Genomic DNA, 22,115 nt, shown 5'->3' with positions numbered 1-22,115 from the left:
AAAGATGCTGGGATGTCCCATCAAGTCTAGATGTTCTGTACTACATATTTCTTCTGTACTGCCCCCCCACTTCATATAGAGCGCGTGTAATTTGTCCGAGCGAGCAGTATTTCACACATTCCATCAACTCGGCAAAAACATTTCCATTATTTAAAGCAACTTTTTTTAGCCTCTGTAAAGCCGATGTGCTCCGCTCATGGTGTCGTTGCTGAAAAGCCCGCAAGTTTTCCACCTGCTGTTTTTTCTCCTCTTGAGTACTACGGGTAACCTGATGTGGCAATAGGGTTGGACTTCCTTCTTTATTTAAAAAAGTGTTCACACCAATTATCGGAAGTTCACCTGAATTCTTCTGCGTTTCGTAATAGATGCTTTCTTCTTGAATTTTATTTCGCTGATACATTCGCTCCATGGCTCCAATAACGCCTCCTCGTTCGGTAATGCGATCAAACTCTTTCAATACAGCATCTTCTACCAAATTCGTCAATTCTTCCACAGCAAAGCTGCCTTGTAAAAAATTTTCCGATTTCACACTGCCCAACTCTTTATTGATAATCAGCTGAATGGCCATGGCACGACGTACGCTTTCTTCGGTAGGCGTGGTAATTGCCTCATCATACGCATTGGTGTGAAGCGAGTTGCAATTGTCGTAAATGGCATATAATGCTTGCAGCGTCGTTCTGATATCATTGAAATCTATCTCCTGAGCGTGCAAACTCCTGCCTGATGTTTGAATGTGATATTTCAATTTCTGAGAACGCTCATTCGCACCATACTTTTCCTTCATGGCTTTGGCCCATATGCGCCGTGCCACACGGCCGATGACGCTATACTCAGGATCCATTCCATTACTAAAAAAGAAAGACAGATTGGGAGCAAAATCATCAATATGCATGCCGCGGCTCAAATAGTACTCCACATATGTAAAGCCGTTTGCCAGAGTAAACGCCAGCTGTGTTATAGGATTTGCTCCAGCCTCCGCGATATGATAACCGCTGATGCTCACACTGTAAAAATTGCGTACCTTATTGGCGATAAAATATTCCTGTACATCGCCCATCAATTTCAGGGAAAATTCGGTAGAGAAAATGCAGGTATTCTGAGCTTGGTCCTCCTTTAAAATATCAGCCTGAACCGTTCCTCTTACTTTTAACAAGGTATCCGCTTTAATTTTCTCATACACTTCAGGGGGCAATAATGTATCTCCACTAAGCCCCAGCAGCTTTAAACCTAACCCATTGTGACCTTCTGGCAGCGTACCTCTGTATATGGGAACATTATTTTCGGTATTACCATCGATATTCCATTTGTGGCCATTATTAGTAAGCCATTTTTCACACTGCTGATCAATCGCCGTGTTAAGAAAAAATGCCAGTATGATAGGCGCTGGGCCATTAATTGTCATCGAAACTGAAGTGGCTGGATCACATAAATCAAAACCGCTGTAAAGCTTTTTCGCATCGTCAATGGTAGCCACACTCACCCCGCTATTACCAATTTTTCCATAGATATCAGCTCTGTAATCCGGATCTTCTCCGTATAGGGTTACACTGTCAAATGCCGTGCTCAATCGCTTGGCCGGTTGTTGCAAGCTCAAATAATGAAATCGCTTATTAGTTCGCTCTGGAGTTCCTTCTCCCGCAAACATACGCGTAGGCTCCTCTTCGTTCCTTTTCAGCTCAAATACGCCGGCGGTAAAAGGAAATTTTCCCGGCAAGTTTTCTTGCAATCGCCATTTTAGAATATCTCCCCAATCCTTATATGTAGGAAGCGATACTTTTTTTACGGTAAGCCCACTTAGCGAAGTGGAGACCAGAGACTGATGCACAATTTTATCTCTGACTTTATATTCTAGATAATTTTTCGCATAAACTTCTTTCACCTTCGGCCACTCTTCTATCAACTCTTTACATTGCGGATGCAACTCATGCTGTAGTTCCCGAATTTTTTCATCGATTAGTGAATCGTTTTTTATCAGTTCTTTCGCTCCATATAACTGGTACAATGCAGAGGCAATGCCGCATTGCTTCTCCACCCAGCTATCGTAATTGTGAATACACTCTACAATCTCTGATAAATAACGACTCCGCTGGGGAGGAATAATCTGCGATCTATTAAAAGTTTCTCCTTGCTGCTGCTGTGTTGCTGAGGAATAAAACGTCACCCCCGTTTTTTTAGCAATAACATCCATCAACTTTTCAAAAAGTTTGTTAACACCTGCGTCATTAAACTGTGCTGCGATGGTACCTATCACAGGCAATGTCTCATCTGGAGCATCCCACAACTGATGATTTCGCTTGTACTGCTTGCGTATATCATGAAGTGCATCCATTGCTCCCAACTTATCAAACTTGTTTATGCAAACTAAATCTGCATAATCGAGCATATTGATTTTTTCCAGCTGGGTAGCTGCGCCGTATTCGGGAGTCATAACATACATACTCACATCGCAATAGTCAACTATAGAGGTATCGCTTTGCCCTACACCGGCACTTTCCAAAATAATCATATCAAAGCCCACTTCCTTGCATATCGCAATAGCATCCCGAGCCGTAGCACTTAATGCCATATGCTCGTTGCGGGTGGCGATAGAACGCATATAGGCTCGGGGATGAGAGATGCTGTTCATTCTGATACGATCGCCCAGCAATGCCCCACCAGTCTTTTTCCGAGAAGGATCGATCGAAATGACCGCAATGGTTTTATCCGTATAATTCAAAAACCTTCTTACGATTTCATCGGTAACGGAAGATTTTCCAGCTCCTCCCGTACCGGTAATCCCTAATACTACACCCTGCTGCTTTGCCCCATCATTCACAAGCTGATGCATCAAAGCCGTATAATCCACCCCACTCTCTGCAAGGGTGATAGCTCGAGCTATGCGCCGTACGTCTTTTATTTTTTCTAGCGGCGCGACACTATGCCAGTTTTCTGCAGCATTGATATAGGGAGCATTATCCAGTGCACACTTTGCCAGTACATCCTCGATCATACCCTCCAGTCCCATTTGCCGACCATCATCGGGAGAATAAATTCTGGAAATTTCATAGTTATGCAATGCATCTATTTCTTCGGGCAGAATGGTACCCCCACCTCCGCCGAAAACTTTTATATGCCCACACCCAGCATCCTCCAGCATATCTCTTATGTATTTAAAAAATTCCAAGTGTCCCCCCTGATAACTGGTAATGGCAATTGCATGAGCATCCTCCTCAATAGCACATTCCACAATTTCATAAGCACTGCGGTTATGTCCCAAATGAATTACCTCGGCGCCCTTAGCTTGCAGAATGCGACGCATGATGTTAATAGCAGCATCATGACCGTCAAATAATGAAGCAGCAGTAACAATACGAATGATGGTATGCGGATTGTTTTTCATATGGTCAAACAGATATAAACAAACTTACATGAATTTTTTCATCTATTTCCGGATACTCAAATTATGTATTATGCATCTTACTTCTCTCTAAACCGCTATCCTTTTCTTACTTTTGACCCGCTATGAATCAACGAGAACTTTTTCTAAGACATGTAGCACAAACTTCTACTGCGCCACTTGCATTGGAGATAGTGAGAGCCGAAGGCTGCTTATTGTTTGATACTACAGGAAAAACATATATCGATTTGATAGGCGGCATTAGTGTAGCGAATACCGGGCACAGGCATCCGAAGGTGATTAAAGCCATTCAGAAACAACTGGATGCCTACATGCACATTATGGTATACGGCGAATTTGTAGAAACCCCTCAGGTACAGTACGCCACACAGCTAGTACAACACCTCCCCTCCACTTTAAATTCGGTATACTTTACTAACTCCGGAGCGGAGGCTGTGGAAGGAGCTATGAAATTAGCCAAACGCGCCACTAACCGAACCAAAATTATCGCCTGCAAAAATGCTTATCATGGGTCTACACAAGGCGCACTGAGTATCATAGGCAGCGAATATTGGCGAAATGCTTTCAGGCCGCTGCTGCCTGGCGTTCTTCATCTTCCTTACAATAGCGAAGCATTGCTAGAAGCAATTGACGAAGATACTGCTTGCGTAATACTGGAAACTGTTCAGGCCGAAGCCGGGGTTATAGCCCCCGAAAAAGGCTGGATACAGGCTGTGAGAGACAAATGCACTACAACAGGCACACTGCTAATTCTCGATGAGATACAAACAGGTTTTGGCAGAACCGGCAAACTGTGGGGCTTTGAAAACTTTGATGTCATACCGGATATACTACTACTAGGCAAAGCTATCGGTGGTGGCATGCCTTTGGGCGCTTTTGTTGCAGACAAAGCCTTGATGATGCAATTAGCTGAAAATCCTGTATTGGGACATATCACCACATTTGGTGGACATCCGGTTTGCTGCGCTGCGGGGCTGGCAAGTTTTGAAATGCTGATTCAAGAGAAATTATATGAAGATGTTGCCCGTAAAGCCGGACTTTTTTTATCGGCATTACAACACGCAAAAATACAAGCGGTAAGAAATGTAGGACTGTTAATGGCTGTGGAATTTGAAAACTTTGAGACAAACAAAAAAATCATTGACGCCATTATTGCAAGGGGAGCTTTGACAGACTGGTTCTTATTTGCATCATCCTGCTTACGCATTTGTCCCCCCCTGACAATAACTGATGAAGAAATAGAAAGAGCATGCCACATCATACTAGAGGTCTTAAATGACGAAATCTGAAACGAATAAGCACTAACGACGAACTATAAAGAAAGAATATGAACCCCAACAACGAAAAACAAAGAGCGGCATTAGAAGCCGTAAAAGAAATTCAAAATGGTATGATTGTAGGACTGGGAACGGGTTCCACTGCCTACTATGCGATACAAGCCACTGGCGAGCTGGTAAAACAAGGCCTACAGATACAAGCTGTACCTACATCAGAGCACACACGCGAGATGGCCGCTTCACTGCAAATCCCTTTAGTAGATATCAATACCATTGATCACATTGATCTCACTATAGACGGAGCCGATGAGTTCACGCCCAAGCTAGAACTTATAAAAGGGGGCGGAGGAGCATTGCTACGAGAAAAAATCGTAGCCTCTATGACCAGAAGATTCATTGTCATCACCGACAGTTCCAAAAAAGTAGACAAACTGGGGAAATTCAAAGTTCCTATAGAAGTGATTCCTTTTTCGTACAATTATGTTCTCCGCAAGTTACAAAAATTAGGAGGCCAAGGAATTGTACGCAAAAAAGAAGATCAACCATATCAAACAGATCAAGGCAATTACATTATTGATGCGGATTTCGGGCTTATTGAAGATCCTACTACATTAGAAAAACAAATCAATACTATCGTAGGAGTAGTTGAACATGGCTTATTCCTTAACCTCGCATCCAGGGTAATCATGGCGCAGGGAGATGATATAGTAGTATTTGAAAAGTAATTATAATTGAGTTTGCAAATAAAAGCACGAAGCAAAAGGCCTCGTGCTTTTATTAATAATCTTTATTAATCTAACAGGATGTTCACCTTTGGCTTGCAATAAGCAAGTTCAAATCTGTGTACTTAAGATCAAAACGTTGGCTAAGATAGAAATTGGTCAGGTATCCTTTAAATAGATAAATACCATGACGTAAATGTACTTTATGCCAAGCCAATTCTTCGACACCTCCAGCCTCACCGGCCTCAATCAGTAGAGGCATTAATACATTACTAATAGCCTGAGATGCTGTGCGTGAAAAGCCCGAAGGGATATTGGGTACACAATAATGAATCACACCGTATTTTATAAAAATAGGTGCCTCATGTGAAGTCACTTCTGATGTCTCAAAACATCCGCCACGATCAATGCTTGCATCAATGATTACCGAGCCGGGACGCATACCGCTGACCATTTCTTCTGTAACGACCATAGGCGTACGGCCGTTCTGATTGGCCAGAGCACCTACAGCCACTTCGCAAGTGCGTAATTGCTTAGCCAGCAGTTTAGGTTCAATAACCGAGGTCCACAGACGTTGTCCAATAGTATTCTGCAAGCGTTTTAATCGACTAACATTATTATCAAATACTTTTACCGAGGCACCGAGTGCCAGTGCGGCTCGGGCTGCATACTCTCCTACAATTCCTGCCCCAATAATAATCACCTTGGTAGGTGCAATTCCGGAAATTCCTCCGAGCAATACCCCTTTTCCATGATTGGCAGAGCTTAAATACTGTGCTGCAATCAACATCACCGCACTACCGGCAATCTCACTCATACTACGCACTATGGGATAGGAGTCAGAATCATCTTTAAGATTTTCGAAGGAGATAGCCGTTATTTTCTTCTGCATCATCGTACACAATACCTCCTGCCTGAGCACGGATAAATGCAAAGGAGATATAATGCATTGATTCATCTGCAGCAATGGCAAATCCTCCTCCACAACCGGCGCACTCTTTACCAATATAGGGGCTTTAAAAACTTCTTCGCGGCTATAAACAATCTTAGCACCTGCATCGCTATATTCTTGGTCTCTGAAATGGGAAGCGTCTCCCGCATTATGTTCCAGAACCACGGTGTGTCCATTATTCACTAATACACTTACTGCATCCGGTGTCAACGCCACTCTGTTTTCTTGAAATGCAATTTCCTTAGGTATGCCAATCGTCATTCCTGAACCTTTCACTTTTATATCCAGTGTTTCCTCTAGTGTTTCATAGCTAAATGACGGGCTAACGATAGGCTTCTTTTTACTCATATGTACAATGGTGTGCTATAAAATTCGGGTTTATAATGGATGCCATTTTGAAAGGTTACCTTCTTCAAACTTACTGAATCTTTTCGGTTCTTATTGCGTAATTTCAATAGTACGGGTATTACCTTCATCCTGATGTAGATATACATGTATCGCATCCGGAGGTAATAAGTCTGGTATACGCTCCGGCCATTCCACAAAGCAATAATTGCCACTATATAGGCAGTCTTCCACTCCAGCCTGAATGGCTTCTTCCTCGTCTTTTAATCTATATAAATCAATATGAAATATTACATCTTGCGCTTCATTATGCGAATACATATACTCATTAATAATAGAGAAAGTAGGGCTACTTACTGCATCCTGAACACCCAGCAACTTGCATACCGCACTCACCAGTGTTGTTTTGCCTGCACCCATATTACCGTGCAGTGCAATTACTTTATGATCTTTCACCTGGTCCCAAAACCACTTTGCCACACTATCTATATCCTGTATGCTATACTCTTTCGTAATAAACGACATAGTGTAATTAAAAACGCAAATATCCGTCTTTAAGAAATATAATAATTCAATTAATCGTCTTCATTCCCTATGAAAGCAAAGCTCGATAACCAAAGGGAGTTATTTTCAAAACCCTATTCCACCACTCTAAGTTTTGCATAGTTAAGTAAGATCTTTTTCTCGCCATTATGCTCAAATCTGATCAACGCCATAGGATTATGGCTGGCCCCCTCCATTTTAATCACCTCCCCAAAACCAAATTTCTGATGCTCTACCCGTTTGCCCACCTGTATTTCCGAAACATCACTTGCAACAAAACCCGGTGTAGGGGTATGTTCTTTTACCTTAGGCTCCGGTTTGGGAGAGAGATAAGATGGTGTGGTCTTTTTAGAGGGGGGTGGTCCGTATTTTCTTTCTGCATCCAGTAGGGTATCCTGCCCCCAACCTCCATTCAAGCGGTCAAAAGCGCTGCCTCCTGGAGAGAAGGATGATGACAAGCGTGTTCCTCCGCCGGCATAAGTTCTGTCCAAAAACTCTTCCGGCAGCTCTTCGATAAAGCGGCTAGGTTCGTTTTGCACCAAAGAGCCGAATTTATATCGGGTATGTGCATAAGTTATCCAGAGTTTTTTCTTAGCCCGGGTAATGACTACATAAAATAAACGACGTTCTTCTTCGAGCTCATCTCTTGTATTAATACTCATAGCATTGGGGAACAACATTTCCTCCAATCCGGCCGCAAATACACATTCGAACTCCAATCCTTTCGCCGCGTGAATGGTCATTAGTTTTACCGTATCAGCATCAGGATCTTTTTCGTCCGCATCGGTAAGCAGGGTAATCTGTTGCAGATAGGCACCCAAGGTTTTATCTACAACTTCACCTTCCTCGTTATCCGGGCTTTCGACCCATTCTTTGATGGAGTTCAGCAATTCCTGAATGTTTTCATACTTCTGAAGCCCTTCGGTACTCTTATCATTGAATAGCTCTTTTACCAGGTTCGTTTGTTTACCAACGTGGAAAGCCACTTCATAGGCATTATGCTTACCCAGCATGCTAATGAAGCTCTTAATCATGGTCACAAACTCATTGATGGCTTCCAGTGTTCCTGACCTGAACCCAAACTGAGGTGCATTTTCTAGCACCTCCCACATGGTAATATTATGCGTATTAGCTAACAGAATAATCTTATCTACCGTAGTCTTACCAATGCCGCGGGTAGGATAATTGATAATGCGTTTTAGCGCTTCCTCATCCTTAGTATTGATGATTAATCGCAGATAGGCTAACAGGTCTTTTATTTCCTTTCGCTGATAGAAGCTAATCCCTCCATAAATAGTATAAGGAATGTTCAAACGCCTCAATGCCTCCTCAAAAGCACGGCTTTGGGCATTGGTACGATACAGAATAGCAAAATCTTTGTTGGCAAAATGATTCCGCAATTTCTGCTCCTGAATAGTGTCAGCTATAAACTTTCCCTCATCATTGTCAGACATCGTCTTGACAACTTTGATTTTTTCTCCACTAGCATTCTCGGTAAATAATACCTTGGGAATTTGCCCCTTATTTTTGCTGATGACGGAGTTGGCTGCATTGATGATGTTCTGAGTACTACGATAATTTTGTTCCAGCTTTACCACCTTCACATCATCATAATCTTTCTGAAACTGTAATATATTTTGAATAGTTGCCCCACGGAAACTGTAAATACTCTGCGCATCATCCCCTACTACGCATACATTCTCATGCATGGCTCCCAGCATTTTAATAATTGCATACTGAGCCGGGTTAGTATCCTGATACTCATCAATTAAAATAAATTTAAACTTATGCTGGTACTTACTCAGCAAGTCCGGAAAGGTTTTTAACAACTCATAAAACTTCAGCAAAAGGTCATCAAAATCCATCGCGCCGTTCTTAAAGCACCGCTTGCAATAAGCATCATAAATTTTTGCAAGTGCCGGTCGATTAGCCCGCATATCTTCTTGTTGTATGTAATAGTCGTTGGCGTAATCTAGAGGGGTAACCAATGCATTCTTGGCAGCCGAAATGCGGTTGTAAACCGTAGCCGGCTTATACAGTTTGTCATCAAGATGCATTTCATTGATTACGGTTTTCACCACGCTTTTGGCATCATCGGTGTCATAAATAGTAAAATTGTTAGGATAGCCCAGCCGGTGAGCATCGGCTCTTAAAATCCGCGCAAATACACTGTGAAAAGTACCTATATATAAATTGCGAGCTTCATTATTACCTAAGATATGTTCCACCCGCTCCTTCATTTCCTTAGCGGCCTTATTAGTGAAAGTCAATGCCAGAATATTGAAAGCATCCACCCCACTAGCCATTAAGTGTGCGATTCGCGTGGTAAGCACTTTGGTTTTTCCGCTTCCCGCTCCTGCAATAATCATGATCGGGCCATGTATATGCAATACCGCCTCCCGCTGTCTTTCATTCAATCCTTGTAAGTAATCCTGCATGGGCGCAAGTTACGAATAGGTACCTAAAGCTTTCACATAAAATTATCATTTGGGAGAATTTAGCCTATTAAACCATGCTCATTACGAAAAGTCACATTTAAGGTTTCTATAAATCTTAACAATATGATGTAAAACCTTTCAGGTACAACCTTCATCTTACTTAAAAATAGAGTACATATGGAGACATTACATTTATTAAAATCTGGTCTTTTAGCTATAGTATTGGGAAGTGCTACTTTCATTAATGCTCAGGAGGTTTCTTCTGTAAAAGAACGTCCTCGCACCTATCGCCATATCAAAAAAGACCATTTTTCGAAAGAGCTGAATCTGTCTGAGCAACAGCAAAAAGAGCTACAAACGCTCAACACAAATATGAGAGACAAGTTAAAGGCTATTGCAAAAGACAGCAGTCTTTCCAAAGAGGAAAAAAGAAAACAACTGGCCGCAGTAAGGGCTGAATTTAGTGATAAGAGAAAAAATGTACTGACGCCCCAGCAAAAAGAGCTAATGGACAAAAAACTACAGTCCTACAAAGAGTATCGTAAAAAAAGAGGATTTGCGAAATGGGCTCGCCGAGGAGCTCACGGCTGGTCAAAGGATGGCTACGCCAAGAGCAGGAAGTTTTCAAAAAAAGCATCTAATGCCTATGCGGACTCCTTACGATTGACTGACAGTCAGAAACAAAAATTAAAAGCCATTATGCTGGATACTAAAAAGAAAGCATTAGATATCAGGCATAATACCGCTCTTAACGCAGATGAAAGACGTCATCAGTTTGAAGCATTGAGGAAACAGCATAGTGCTGAAGTAGATAAAATATTAACAGAGGAACAAAAAGCGATTTGGCAGCAATATAGAAAACATCGCCGCCCACACAAGCCTAGCAATGCATAACTATAAATAAAATTGCTTTATAAAAGTTTTTAACAATACATTTTAAAAAACAGAAATATGAAAAAAACAATTCTCCTAGTAGCAATCATAGGCGCTTTTAGCCTTACATCTACCTATGCACAAAATGCTCCAGCAAAAGAAGATAAAAAAGAAGCCCGTGGGGAACGTCGGGGGCCTGGAGGCGGGAATATGATGGTCATTTATAAGGACCTGAACCTGACCCAGGAACAAGAAGGTAAAATTAAAGCCATCAATGATGAGCAAAGAGAAAAAATGATGGCATTGAGAAACGATAACTCACTGACCGATGATGCCAGAAGAGAAAAAATGAGAGCATTAATGCAAGAAAGACAAGAAAAAATCAATGCCGTATTAACAAAAGAACAGCAGGAAAAACTGGCAGCAAAAATGAAAGAAAGAGGAGACTGGAACGGCCCTCAAAGAAATAAGAAGAAAGAAAATTAATCTCATTTTCATCTAATCATTACAGCCACCTCTAAAAGGTGGCTTTTTTACGCCCAATAGAAGTATCTTTGCAGCCATTCATCTACTGTTGAAAAACAGCAAAAAAATTTATAATGGCAAAAATTGACCCCCGCTTTGCAAAATTCGTTCTCAAAAAAAGCAACGCTGCAATAAAAGAAGCTATCAAGCAAGAAAAAAGAAAACAAAAACAGGAGCGCGCTGCTTTCTTTGAACAAAAGAAAAAAGAAGCGGCCCAACAAAAGGCCAAAGCTGCAGTAATAGAACGGCCCGCGATTAAGGAAAAAATGCCGCTCAATAAGTATATCGCCCATGGCGGTATCTGTAGTAGAAGAGACGCGGCCCAGCTGATAAAAGACGGATTAGTTAAAGTAAACGGGAAAGTTATCACCGAGCCGGGATACAAAGTACAGGATGGCGATGTGGTCATCGCTAACGGGAAAAAGGTGGTACCCAGCAAAACGCTAGTATATATTCTGCTTAACAAACCCAAAGATTATATTACCACTACTGAGGACCCCAAAAAACGCAAAACTGTTCTAGACCTCATAAAAGGAGTAACTACCGAAAGAGTTTACCCGGTTGGTCGCTTGGATAGAAATACTTCGGGGGTTTTGCTGATTACAAACGATGGGGAGCTGGCCCAACAACTTACACATCCCAGCAGTGAAGTGAAAAAAGTGTATGCTGTAACGCTGGACAAACCGTTGGCAAAAGCCGACTTTGATAAAATACTCAAAGGCGTGATATTGGAAGACGGACCGGCTTATGTGGATGTGTTGGCATATAGTGACCTGAAGGACAAAACACAGATAGGTATAGAAATTCATAGTGGCCGTAACCGCATTGTACGCCGCATTTTTGAAAGCTTGGGCTATAAGGTAAAAAACCTAGATAGAGTAATGTTTGCCGGGCTTACCAAGAAAAATGTTCCCCGCGGCAAGTTCCGCTTCTTAACAGAAAGAGAAGTAAGAAATCTGAAATACCTAGGTAAAAAGAATAAAAACAAACCTGCAACCGATAAATAAAAATCGGAAAGTAATAACTTTATTACCCTTTAATTGGCTTACCCTAAAACATTTGATATGTCATTAGAACAAACCATTAATGCCGATATTAAGGCCGCCATGCTGGCCAAGGATGCTGATGCTTTAAACGGATTAAGAGCTATTAAAGCAGCCATTTTACTGGCCAAAACTGCAGAAGGAGCCTCCGGAGAATTAAGTGAGGATGACGAAATTAAACTCTTACAAAGACTGGTAAAACAAAGAAAAGACTCGCTGGAGATTTATGAAAAGCAAAACCGGCCAGATCTGGCAGCGAAAGAAAAAGCTGAAATAGCTATTATCGAAAAATACCTGCCGGCACAACTTTCGCCCGAGGAACTGCGCATCGAATTACAGAAAATCATTGCCGAAGTAGGTGCTAACTCTCCTGCTGATATGGGGAAAGTAATGGGTGTTGCTACTAAGGCTTTGGCTGGAAAAGCTGATGGCAAGACTATCTCCGGCATTGTAAAAGAATTGTTGGCGTCTTAAACCAAGGTTATAGTAATCACTTAAAAGCTTTTCACTTGGTTATCGACATTATAGTCATCATCATTGGAGTTCTTGCTGCCATCAGGGGATTACGTCAGGGATTGATTGTGGGCGTCTGCTCTTTTCTGGCGATCATTGTAGGCCTGGCGGCAGCAATGAAACTGTCTTCCGTTTTTGCGGAAAAAATTGGCTCAGCGGCTAACCTTACTGGTCGCTGGGTTCCGTTTGTTGCCTTCCTACTCGTATTTGCAGTAGTAGCACTACTGGTACGCTCATTATCGTCCATTGTGCATAATGTATCTGAAAAATTATTTTTGGGCATTTTTAACCGACTTGGCGGCATGGTGTTTTTTGTACTCATCTACCTTACTCCTGTCGCCATTCTATTATTTTACATTACACAACTCAAGTTGCTTTCTGCAAGTTATATAGAAGCGTCTTTCACCTATCCCTTTCTAAAATCTTTGGGATCCTTTACTATCGAAAGTTTGGGCAGCATTATACCGGCTTTTAAAAACATGTTTAGTGCATTAGAACAGTTTTTTGAATCAGCCGCCCATCGCATTCAGGAACACTGAGGCATAAATTATTTTTCAGCGAAGTAAGATGATGGGATGGGAGTTACTGCAATTATTATAAGCGTATTAAGGATATCTTTCACTATTACTGGTTCAGGTATTGCTTCTTTATCAATAAATAGTATGCGTCAAACTGATGATGCACAAAATAATCCTTAAACTCAGAGCCCTTTTCTTTAAAAATCTGGTGGTACTCCTCATCGGGCATTAGTACAATAGGAGTGCCTGCTCGCATATAGTTTACCGATGCCACGTACTCCGGTTCCTTAAAGTCCTTTAATTCCTTATTGATAGACTTTTTATACAAAACCTTACCTAAATAGTGGGTATACACTTCCTGCGCCTTGCGCGGCTTTCGATACAATTTGTTATACAAAGCACCTCCTACAATTCTTACCAGTAACGACTGCTTCTTCAGCAAACTCTTAGTGTGTATTAAAGGATTTAGATCGTTCATATCTTGAAGCCGTTGTATGGTATAGGGAGACTCCGGAACCCAATCGGACCGATTTACTACAGTAAAGGCCCAGCCACCCCGGTTGATAAACTCATAATCATAAGCATAAAACATGTTACCGGGTTTGGGAGCCGCACTGCAATAGGTTTTAAAAACAATATCGTTAGGTAGTGTTCCATCTTGTTGTAGATAATACAGATAAGATCGTAACAAGTAAGTAATGGCTCCACCCTGACTATGACCAGATAGATAAAAATGGCGCACTCCTTTGCCGTATAAATCTTTTATCTTGGCAACTATATCTGGAGCCATGGAAGCTAGGGCTACCGTCCACCCTACATGCACATAAGCCTGCTTATCTGCAGCCAGCTTATATGAAAAAAGAGTAGTATCGTTCAGCTGTAAGGTTCCTTGAGCTGCTATCATAGCTGCGTAAAAATTAGCCGACCAGCTTACCGGACTTGCTACCGTACCGCGCACTGTTATCGCCGCCACATTGTCCTCACGCAGATAAAGGCTCCATTGATTTTTAAGTCCTACTTCAGGCGAGGTATACAATTTAGTGTAAACATCTTTTTGCGTTTTTCTTACATTAGAGTCGGCAATACTGTTGCCATAAAAATTTAGCGACAGTAACGCCAAATATTCTTCCGCATCAAAACCCGGTTTTAGTTGGGGTTGAGCATAAACGCACAGGGTAAAAGTTATAGTAAGGATAGATACAAAAAAATAGAGGCGGTGTATTGTTGTTGCATCTGTTCTTCTTATTAGCATAAATATACAAAAAAGCTCCGGCTGTTACCGGAGCATTAGCCTAAAAAATCCTTTATAATGTTTTCAGCACATCATTCATTGTTCTTACGGCATCAGCACTCTTTTGGAATGCAGCCTTTTCTTCTTCACTAAGATCGAGCTCAACAATCTGCTCCCAACCGTTTCTTCCCAGTACTACGGGTACAACTAAGGATATATCTTGCTGCCCATACTCCCCTTCGAGATACACTCCACAGGAGATCAATTTTTTCTCATCACGTAAAATACTTTCTACCATTGCTGCAGTTCCTGCACCCGGTGCGTACCATGCCGATGTTCCGATAAGCTTTGTGAGCGTAGCACCACCTACCATAGTATCGGCTACAATTTTTTTCTGCTGTTCTTCAGATAGAAAATCCACAACAGGCTTGCTTCCCCATGTAGCATGCTTAATCAAAGGAATCATGGTTGTATCGCCATGCCCACCAATAACTACCGCATTTAAATCAGCCGGAGAGCACTTTAGCTCTTGGCTTAGATAATAACGAAAACGTGCTGAATCCAGCGCTCCTCCCATACCAATTACCTTGTTCTTGGGAAGTCCCGAGGTTTTATAAGTAAGATAATTCATGGTATCCATAGGATTGGATACAACTATAATGATGGGCTCTGCGGAATATTTGAGAATATTTTCAGTAACACTTTTAACAATACCGGCATTGACGCCAATGAGTTCCTCGCGCGTCATGCCCGGTTTGCGTGGCATACCGGAAGTGATTACTACCACGTCTGAATTGGCAGTAGCCGCATAATCGTTGGTAACCCCTTTGATCTTGGTATCAAAGCCTAACAGTGCGGCAGTCTGCATCATATCAATTGCCTTCCCTTCGGCCACACCTTCCTTAATGTCTAATAAAACAACTTCGGAGGCGAGCTCTTTGCGGGCTATATTATCGGCACAGGTGGCCCCCACTGCCCCGGCTCCTATTACGGTTACTTTCATGTGCTTTTCGGATTTAATGCGTTAATAATTATTACAAATCTAACTCATAAGGCCATAAAGAACCCAATCTTATTCCTGAAATTAAGCTTTGAAATTTTTTTTAAAAAACCTTTTGCTTGAAATATTCGAAATACTTATTTTTGCAACCCGATTGAAGATCGGAGATGGTAATGACCCATGGTGTAACGGTAGCACTACAGATTTTGGTTCTGTCTGTTAAGGTTCGAATCCTTATGGGTCAACAAAAAAGCAGGTTTCTTTCGTAGAAATCTGCTTTTTTGCTTTTAGGGCGCCTAACCTATTTTTGATTAAAAATGAATACTTTTGGCTATGCTTAAAGTTGGAGTAGTAGGAGTTGGCCATTTGGGAAAATTTCACCTGAATAACTGGCTCGAAATAAACAATGTAGAAGTTGTGGGCTTTGTAGACCCCAACGACGAAGTAGCTACCGAAGTAGCTGAAAAATACAAGTTGAAACGATTCTTCGACGTGGATGAATTCCTCCAGCTTTGTGATGCCATCGACATTGTTACTCCTACCAACTTCCACTACGAATGGTGCGAACGAGCTATCAAACTGGGCAAGCATGTTTTTGTTGAAAAACCTTTTGCCCACACGATGGACGAAGCCCGTCAACTGGTAAAACTGGCCAAAGAATCCAACATTAAGCTACAGGTAGGTCATGTGGAAAGGTTTAATCCAGCTTTTTTGGCGCTGAAAGAGGTGTCACTCAACCCGATGTTTATAGAAGTACACAGATTAGCACAGTTCAATCCTCGTGGTACAGAAGTAAGCGTAATACTGGATCTGATGATTCATGACATTGACATCATTCTCAGCATCGTGAAAAGCGATGTAAAAAAGATATCAGCTAGCGGCGTGGCAGTAATGACCGAAACACCCGATATTGCTAATGTGCGGATTGAATTTGATAATGGATGTGTAGCCAACCTTACCTCTAGCCGCATCTCCATGAAGAAAATGAGAAAGATGCGCATCTTCCAAAAAGATGCTTACATTGGCATTGATTTTCTAGACAAGAAAACAGAAATCATCAAACTTAAGGAACCGCAGGATAAAGATGTATTCTCTTTCGACATTGCTACTCCTTCCGGTAATAAAACCATCGCCATCGCCAACCCTCCAGTTCCCCAAGTGAATGCTATCAAAAAAGAACTGGAAGAATTTAGAGATGCTATCCTCAACAATACCCAGCCTATCGTAAACGAGATAGACGGCCTGAAAGCGATGGATGTAGCACACCAGATTCTGGAGAAAATTGGCAACAACCGTATTTCCCGTTAAGGTTGTATAATTCGAGCTGCAATTTCTAAATCCAGTGGGTGGGTGATTTTGATATTATTTTTTTCACCTTCTACTAAAGATACTTTCATTCCGAAAGCTTCTACTACCGTAGCCTCATCGGTAAACCAATCTTTATAATCGATATTAAAAGCGGGTAATAATATTTTGCTATGAAACACCTGAGGTGTCTGAATTAGCACTACCTTCTCTCTGTTTAATGCTTCACTGTTTCCGTCTTCACCTAACAAACGCAGACTATCGCTACATTTAATAGCCGGCACTGCACTTCCTGTTTCTAATGCTGTTTTGTAACAACGTTGGATAAGCTCCTTGGAGACGGTGCAGCGTACCGCATCATGCACAAATATGATAGACTCTTCTTCTACTAAAGCTAGTCCGTTTTTCACGGAGTCGAAGCGGGTGGGCCCGCCTATAGTTATTTTGATGCGTTCATTATCAAACCAAGCATCAATGATCTCTCGCCCCATATCCACATATTCCTCACCAAGCACTAGTACTACCTGCATGTCATCATATGCCGATAAAAAAGTCTGCAGTGTGTAATACAAGACAGGTTTATTATGTACCAATAAAAACTGCTTGGGTAAATCCGTTCCCATTCTTCTGCCCGATCCACCGGCAACAATAATCGCAACTTTCTTCATGCGCCAAAAGTATTTTATTTTTCATTATCTGATGATATATATAGTATTAAATATCGCGTACAGCAGCCCATCGGCAAGCTCGCAATCGATACGAAGTTTTTCATCACTCACAACATAACTCCGTTATTTTTGCTTATGAATTATCAAGAAACCATCGATTACTTATATCAGCAATTGCCCATGTTCAGCCGCATTGGCAAAGAAGCTATCAAACCCGGATTCGCCAATATTATAGCCCTTTGCGAACAATTGAACATTCCCTATCAGAAAAATAAATACATCCATATAGCCGGCACAAATGGTAAAGGTTCGGTAAGTCATATGCTGGCGTCTATATTACAAACCGGCGGATACAAAACAGGGTTATACACATCTCCACACTTAAAAGATTTTAAGGAGCGCATACGGGTAAACGGCGTCATGATGGAGGAAGACGAAGTGGTAGCTTTCGTAGCAAAAGCACAGTCATTAATAGAATCGCTGCATCCCAGTTTTTTTGAAATTACTGTAGCGATGGCCCTATATTACTTTGATAAATGCAAGACAGATATTGCTGTTATTGAGACTGGACTGGGCGGCAGACTGGATAGCACTAATATCATCACTCCTGAACTTTCCATTATTACCAACATCGGGTACGACCATATGCAGATGCTGGGTGATACTTTGGAAAAGATCGCCACAGAAAAAGCCGGAATCATCAAACCCCATATCCCCGTAGTAATAGGCGAAAAACAAGAGGAAACATCAGGCGTATTTGTCCAAAAAGCGGCAGAACAGCAAGCTCCTATAACTTTTGCTACAGAGCGCTTTCAAATTGCGAACTGGCAATCCGACAACCATTTTTTAAAAGTGGAGGTGGCCATAAAAGATAAAACCGATCATCAGGCTTATTTGTTGGACTTAACCGGACAATACCAGCTTAAAAATCTTCTCACCGTATTAGAATCGTGCAGACAAATGCAACAACGCGGCTGGAATATTAGCGAGCGGCACATTGCGGAAGGTCTTAAACATGTAAAAAAACATACAGGTCTTCAAGGGCGCTGGGAAGTAGTGCACCAACACCCGCAAATCGTGTTGGATGTAGCCCATAATGTAAATGGCATACAGGAATTACTCAATCAGCTAGAAATAACCTCTTATCATCATTTACACATGGTTATAGGAATGGTAAAGGATAAAGATGTGGACCAGGTATTAAAAATGCTCCCTCCATATGCTACTTATTATTTTACTAACGCACATATACCTCGTGCATTATCTGCAGAAGCACTGAAAGCTAAAGCAGCTCATTATAATTTACAAGGGAAATGTTATTCATCGGTCGACGAAGCCATTGCCGAAGCTAAAGCACATGCACATACAAATGATTTGATTGTAGTATGCGGCAGTGTATTTCTAGTAGGAGAAGTGAGTAGAATATAACAACTTGCTTTATTCGCTTCTTAAAGATATGACCTGTCGCGATGCTTTCACAGCCGGGAACCATGAAGCCAAGAACGAAACTACTAGTACAGTAAGTGCTACCAGAAAGAAATCGCCAATTCGGGGTTCTACGGGAAAATAATCAATTAAAAAAGAACCGCCTTCCAAAGGTACTAGGTGATAATTAATTTGAAGGATAATGAGTACAAGGGCAATCACCATACCGATGATACCACCGATGAATGCCAGTAAAAAACCTTCACCTAGGAATATCTTTAAAATAAAATTTTTATCTGCACCTAATGCATTGAGTATGCTGATGTCTTTTTGTTTTTCTAATACCAGCATAGTTAAAGCACCCACCATATTGAAAGCTGCCACAATAAGAATAATACTGAGGACTGCATAAAACAACCATCGTTCCAAATTCATAATCGCATATAAGCTCTCATTCTGTTGATAACGGGTTTGCACTTTATACCCTTCGAAAACTGTGGCAATTTCTCTTGCAATGGCATCCACTTTTGCAGGATCATTCACGGCAATCTCCACTGCACTATACTCATTTTCATCCAACTGCATAGCTTTTTTCAAATAGGCCCCGTTCACCATTGCATACTTATTATCAAAATCCTGCTGAATCATAAAAGAACCCGAAGTATGAATAGTATCGCTGGAAATACTTTCGAACTCGTCAAAATGCTCCGTACGTGATTTTCTCGGAACATAGATCATGAGAGGGTTAGCATTATTACCAGCTCTGATGCCCAACGCACTTTCTATTCCCACCCCCAAAAATAATTTGGGACGCGAGGCCGTACCTATATTGTATTTTCCGGAATAAACAAACTCACTTACCGAGGTAGTAGTTTTATAGCGATCATCCACTCCTTTGAGATGTACGATAGCCTGATTCGCTTTATTTTGAATAATGGCTTTTTCTTCAATTACCAAAGAAAAATCTGCAACGCCTTTTACATTGCGCAATTGATTTAATTGTTCCTCGGATATAGTAATGATTTTGCCTGATGGTGCACCCACTCTGATATCAGGATAAAAAGAAGCGTATAGCGACTTTACCAATCCTTCAAACCCATTGAAGACACTCAATACCAAGATGAGAGAGGCTGTGCCCACCACAATAGCCACAATGCATATCCAAGAAATGATATTAATGACATTGGTGGACTTTTTCGCTTTGAAATAACGCCAGGCAAAAAGTGTGTACAATGATCAATAATTATTAATAATTACCAATGAATACCGATGCTTATTCTTTTTTATTCTTTCTCTCCTCATCAAGTTTTTTAAACAACTCTTCCATTCGAAAAACATGGTCGAGAGTTTCATCCTCAAAAAACTTCAGTACAGGAACATTGCGCAGCTGATGTCTTATAGCTGCGGCTAGTTCTTTTTTTATCTCATGGTGCCGTTCCTCGATTTGTTGCAATGCAGCGGTTTTATCCTTTACCTGAAAAAAGCTCAGATAAAAACGAGCCTCCAGCAGATCGGGAGTAACTTTTACGCCGGCTATCGAAACCATTCCCCCTTCGATCATATTTAGACCTAACCGTTGAAAGATCCTATTCATCTCTTCATTCAACAAACCCGCAACCTGCTTTTGACGTTTACTTTCCTGCATAACCTTACGTTTAAAATGTAAAAATACTCACTAATATTTACAACTGCCCATTAAAAGACATTAGAGAGCTTATATGCCCAAGCATATGGGCTTGGGTTATTGTTCGGGTTTAGTTGTGGAGCGGTAATTATCAGACTATTACCTTTTCTTGAAAAACGCACATTGCCCTCATACCCTAAAAGCTCGACCTTGTCGGCTTTTACCTGAGGTAAGATAATTTGTTTTTTCCATTTCGTTACTAAAACATACAAATCCCGACCTTTTTTGGTAAAGTAGATATCTTCCAGTGTGGGAGCCGATGGCCAGGCTGTTGTGCCATAAATCGCCTCTCCATTAATACTAAGCCAGTCGCCCATATCTTTCAGTCTTTGCTGCATAATTACGGGAATAGTACCGTCTGCAGCTGGACCGATATTCAACAACAGGCTTCCTCCACGCGCCACAATGTCTATCAGCATATGAATAAGGCTTTTACTGCTTTGATACTGCTCCAGATTTTCATTACGATTATAACCAAACGACTCTCCTATGCCACGACACTCTTCCCAAGCACGGGTGAGACTGGCATTACCCTTTCCATACTCTGTGGTATTAAAACCTCCATTCTTGCGTTCGGAGCTCCATCGATCGTTTGTTACTACAGTATTTTTTACGGGAGATTCGTTATACAGCCAGCTCAAAAATTCACGGCTTTGCCATACTGTATCACTATGCTCCCATTCTCCATCAGCCCATACCACATCTGGCTCGTAACGTGTTACCAGATCCTTCAGTTGCGGTAACATATGCTCACGTACATATTTATGTACGTCTTGCCTGTACAAAGGATTATACCACTCGTACAACGAATAATAAAACCCCATATGCAATCCCGCTTTCTTTACAGCAGTAGTCAGCTCACCGGCTAAGTCGCGTCGAGGCCCCACATCATAGGCATTCCAGTTCCAAGCTTCGCGACTGGGCCATAAAGCAAACCCGTCATGATGCTTGCTGGTAAGTACAACATATTTAGCGCCAGCATTTTTGATAAGTTGTGCCCAAAACTCGGGATCAAACAACTCTGCCTTAAACTGTGTTACAAAATCCTGATATTTAAAGTTTGGACCATAGTTTTTGTTATGAAATTCCACAAACTCCTTATGAATTTTTAGCTTCTTATTATTCAGTCGTTCCCAATACCATTCGGCATAGTTACTGCCAAAACCATCAGCATTGGAGTTGGTGGCCCAGGCCGGCACACTATATAATCCCCAGTGAATGAATATGCCAAATTTAGCATCGGTATACCACTGAGGTATGGGACGGGACTCGAGCGATTCCCAAGTAGGCTGATAGGGCTGACTTAAAAGCTGACTCGACAATAGGGCAGCAAACAGGGTAGTAAAGATTTTATGCATCTTGTATATTAATATCAGTAACCAAACATACATGATTTTTTCTATCTACTACACATAATCTTTGTTATCAAAAACTGTAAAAAAAAATCAAAAAAATAGTGTGTATGCTGCTTTTTAAGGATTCTTATCGTCCCTAAGAATAAAAAGAGCACTAAAATGAAAAAGCTGTTTTTTATTCTGTCCGTATTACCCTTGGTGTATAATCCAAGACGGATAAAAATTGACCATATTTTATAATGTAACCCTATTTTAACATTGTCGACATTTGGCAGTCCTGTACTGTCACTTGTAATATTTT

Annotated in this window: 19 protein-coding genes and 1 tRNA gene; 10 read left to right on the top strand and 10 right to left on the bottom strand. The window is 41.3% G+C overall.

Annotated elements, in window-relative coordinates:
• Positions 1–40: 40 nt before the first annotated feature.
• Positions 41–3,379, bottom strand: a complete 3,339-nt coding sequence (locus PIECOFPK_RS05235) for a methylmalonyl-CoA mutase family protein (RefSeq protein WP_409966674.1) — start codon at positions 3,377–3,379, stop codon at positions 41–43.
• A gap of 122 nt (positions 3,380–3,501) precedes the next feature.
• Here PIECOFPK_RS05235 and PIECOFPK_RS05230 point away from each other — a divergent pair, with 122 nt between their 5' ends.
• Together PIECOFPK_RS05230 and rpiA are read left to right on the top strand one after the other, a co-directional pair.
• Positions 3,502–4,686 (top strand): aspartate aminotransferase family protein, encoded by a 1,185-nt coding sequence (locus PIECOFPK_RS05230; protein ID WP_409966673.1) that lies wholly within the window; start codon positions 3,502–3,504, stop codon positions 4,684–4,686.
• A gap of 38 nt (positions 4,687–4,724) precedes the next feature.
• Positions 4,725–5,399: a ribose-5-phosphate isomerase RpiA gene (rpiA, locus tag PIECOFPK_RS05225; protein ID WP_409966672.1), complete on the top strand. Its 675-nt coding sequence runs from the start codon at positions 4,725–4,727 to the stop codon at positions 5,397–5,399.
• Between the two features lie 82 nt (positions 5,400–5,481).
• On the opposite strand, the gene PIECOFPK_RS05220 is transcribed toward rpiA, so the two are convergent.
• The 3 genes from PIECOFPK_RS05220 to PIECOFPK_RS05210 form a co-directional block, all read right to left on the bottom strand.
• A complete protein-coding gene (locus PIECOFPK_RS05220) occupies positions 5,482–6,696 on the bottom strand; it encodes an alanine dehydrogenase (RefSeq protein ID WP_330973357.1) in 1,215 nt (404 codons plus the stop codon).
• A gap of 90 nt (positions 6,697–6,786) precedes the next feature.
• Positions 6,787–7,218 (bottom strand): tRNA (adenosine(37)-N6)-threonylcarbamoyltransferase complex ATPase subunit type 1 TsaE, encoded by a 432-nt coding sequence (gene tsaE, locus PIECOFPK_RS05215; protein ID WP_409966671.1) that lies wholly within the window; start codon positions 7,216–7,218, stop codon positions 6,787–6,789.
• A 113-nt stretch (positions 7,219–7,331) separates the two neighbouring features.
• On the bottom strand, positions 7,332–9,674 hold the full coding sequence (locus PIECOFPK_RS05210) for an ATP-dependent helicase (protein WP_409966670.1): 2,343 nt from the start codon (positions 9,672–9,674) through the stop codon (positions 7,332–7,334).
• Between the two features lie 177 nt (positions 9,675–9,851).
• Here PIECOFPK_RS05210 and PIECOFPK_RS05205 point away from each other — a divergent pair, with 177 nt between their 5' ends.
• From PIECOFPK_RS05205 to PIECOFPK_RS05185, 5 genes are all read left to right on the top strand, one after another.
• Complete coding sequence (locus PIECOFPK_RS05205; RefSeq protein WP_409966669.1) at positions 9,852–10,568, top strand: hypothetical protein; 717 nt, start codon at positions 9,852–9,854, stop codon at positions 10,566–10,568.
• A 57-nt stretch (positions 10,569–10,625) separates the two neighbouring features.
• Positions 10,626–11,033, top strand: coding sequence for a Spy/CpxP family protein refolding chaperone (locus PIECOFPK_RS05200; RefSeq protein WP_330973353.1), 408 nt, complete (start codon positions 10,626–10,628; stop codon positions 11,031–11,033).
• 113 nt (positions 11,034–11,146) lie between these two features.
• Positions 11,147–12,079, top strand: coding sequence for a pseudouridine synthase (locus PIECOFPK_RS05195; RefSeq protein WP_330973352.1), 933 nt, complete (start codon positions 11,147–11,149; stop codon positions 12,077–12,079).
• 57 nt (positions 12,080–12,136) lie between these two features.
• Positions 12,137–12,589, top strand: a complete 453-nt coding sequence (locus PIECOFPK_RS05190) for a GatB/YqeY domain-containing protein (protein ID WP_330973351.1) — start codon at positions 12,137–12,139, stop codon at positions 12,587–12,589.
• A 35-nt stretch (positions 12,590–12,624) separates the two neighbouring features.
• On the top strand, positions 12,625–13,167 hold the full coding sequence (locus PIECOFPK_RS05185; protein ID WP_330973350.1) for a CvpA family protein: 543 nt from the start codon (positions 12,625–12,627) through the stop codon (positions 13,165–13,167).
• Positions 13,168–13,252: 85 nt separating this feature from the next.
• Here the strand turns inward: PIECOFPK_RS05185 and PIECOFPK_RS05180 are convergent, their stop codons facing one another.
• Together PIECOFPK_RS05180 and mdh are read right to left on the bottom strand one after the other, a co-directional pair.
• On the bottom strand, positions 13,253–14,398 hold the full coding sequence (locus PIECOFPK_RS05180; protein WP_409966668.1) for a lipase family protein: 1,146 nt from the start codon (positions 14,396–14,398) through the stop codon (positions 13,253–13,255).
• Between the two features lie 52 nt (positions 14,399–14,450).
• The gene (gene mdh / locus PIECOFPK_RS05175; protein ID WP_330973348.1) at positions 14,451–15,380 is read right to left on the bottom strand and encodes a malate dehydrogenase; all 930 of its coding nucleotides are present in this window, start codon (positions 15,378–15,380) and stop codon (positions 14,451–14,453) included.
• A 171-nt stretch (positions 15,381–15,551) separates the two neighbouring features.
• On the opposite strand from mdh, the gene PIECOFPK_RS05170 reads away from it, so the two are divergent.
• Both PIECOFPK_RS05170 and PIECOFPK_RS05165 read left to right on the top strand, forming a co-directional pair.
• Positions 15,552–15,622: transfer RNA gene (locus PIECOFPK_RS05170), tRNA-Gln, on the top strand.
• A gap of 88 nt (positions 15,623–15,710) precedes the next feature.
• Positions 15,711–16,685 (top strand): Gfo/Idh/MocA family protein, encoded by a 975-nt coding sequence (locus PIECOFPK_RS05165; RefSeq protein ID WP_330973347.1) that lies wholly within the window; start codon positions 15,711–15,713, stop codon positions 16,683–16,685.
• On the opposite strand, the gene PIECOFPK_RS05160 is transcribed toward PIECOFPK_RS05165, so the two are convergent.
• Positions 16,682–17,350 (bottom strand): 2-C-methyl-D-erythritol 4-phosphate cytidylyltransferase, encoded by a 669-nt coding sequence (locus tag PIECOFPK_RS05160; protein ID WP_409966667.1) that lies wholly within the window; start codon positions 17,348–17,350, stop codon positions 16,682–16,684. The two genes, PIECOFPK_RS05165 and PIECOFPK_RS05160, sit on opposite strands and share 4 nt — an antisense overlap.
• Before the next feature lie 135 nt (positions 17,351–17,485).
• On the opposite strand from PIECOFPK_RS05160, the gene PIECOFPK_RS05155 reads away from it, so the two are divergent.
• Positions 17,486–18,778, top strand: coding sequence for a bifunctional folylpolyglutamate synthase/dihydrofolate synthase (locus tag PIECOFPK_RS05155; RefSeq protein ID WP_409966666.1), 1,293 nt, complete (start codon positions 17,486–17,488; stop codon positions 18,776–18,778).
• Positions 18,779–18,787: 9 nt separating this feature from the next.
• On the opposite strand, the gene PIECOFPK_RS05150 is transcribed toward PIECOFPK_RS05155, so the two are convergent.
• Genes PIECOFPK_RS05150 through PIECOFPK_RS05140 form a run of 3 tightly spaced genes read right to left on the bottom strand, consistent with a single transcriptional unit; the run spans position 18,788 to position 21,817 of the window.
• Positions 18,788–20,008, bottom strand: a complete 1,221-nt coding sequence (locus tag PIECOFPK_RS05150; RefSeq protein WP_409966665.1) for an FtsX-like permease family protein — start codon at positions 20,006–20,008, stop codon at positions 18,788–18,790.
• Between the two features lie 40 nt (positions 20,009–20,048).
• The gene (gene rbfA / locus PIECOFPK_RS05145; RefSeq protein ID WP_330973343.1) at positions 20,049–20,420 is read right to left on the bottom strand and encodes a 30S ribosome-binding factor RbfA; all 372 of its coding nucleotides are present in this window, start codon (positions 20,418–20,420) and stop codon (positions 20,049–20,051) included.
• Between the two features lie 50 nt (positions 20,421–20,470).
• Positions 20,471–21,817, bottom strand: coding sequence for an alpha-L-fucosidase (locus tag PIECOFPK_RS05140; protein WP_409966664.1), 1,347 nt, complete (start codon positions 21,815–21,817; stop codon positions 20,471–20,473).
• Positions 21,818–22,115: the final 298 nt, after the last annotated feature.

Source organism: Chitinophagaceae bacterium C216, from assembly GCA_028485475.2.
In the GTDB taxonomy this organism is placed as follows: Bacteria; Bacteroidota; Bacteroidia; order Chitinophagales; family Chitinophagaceae; genus Niabella; species Niabella composti.
Note: the sequence above shows the minus strand (reverse complement) of the source record. Positions and strands in the feature narration are given on the sequence as shown.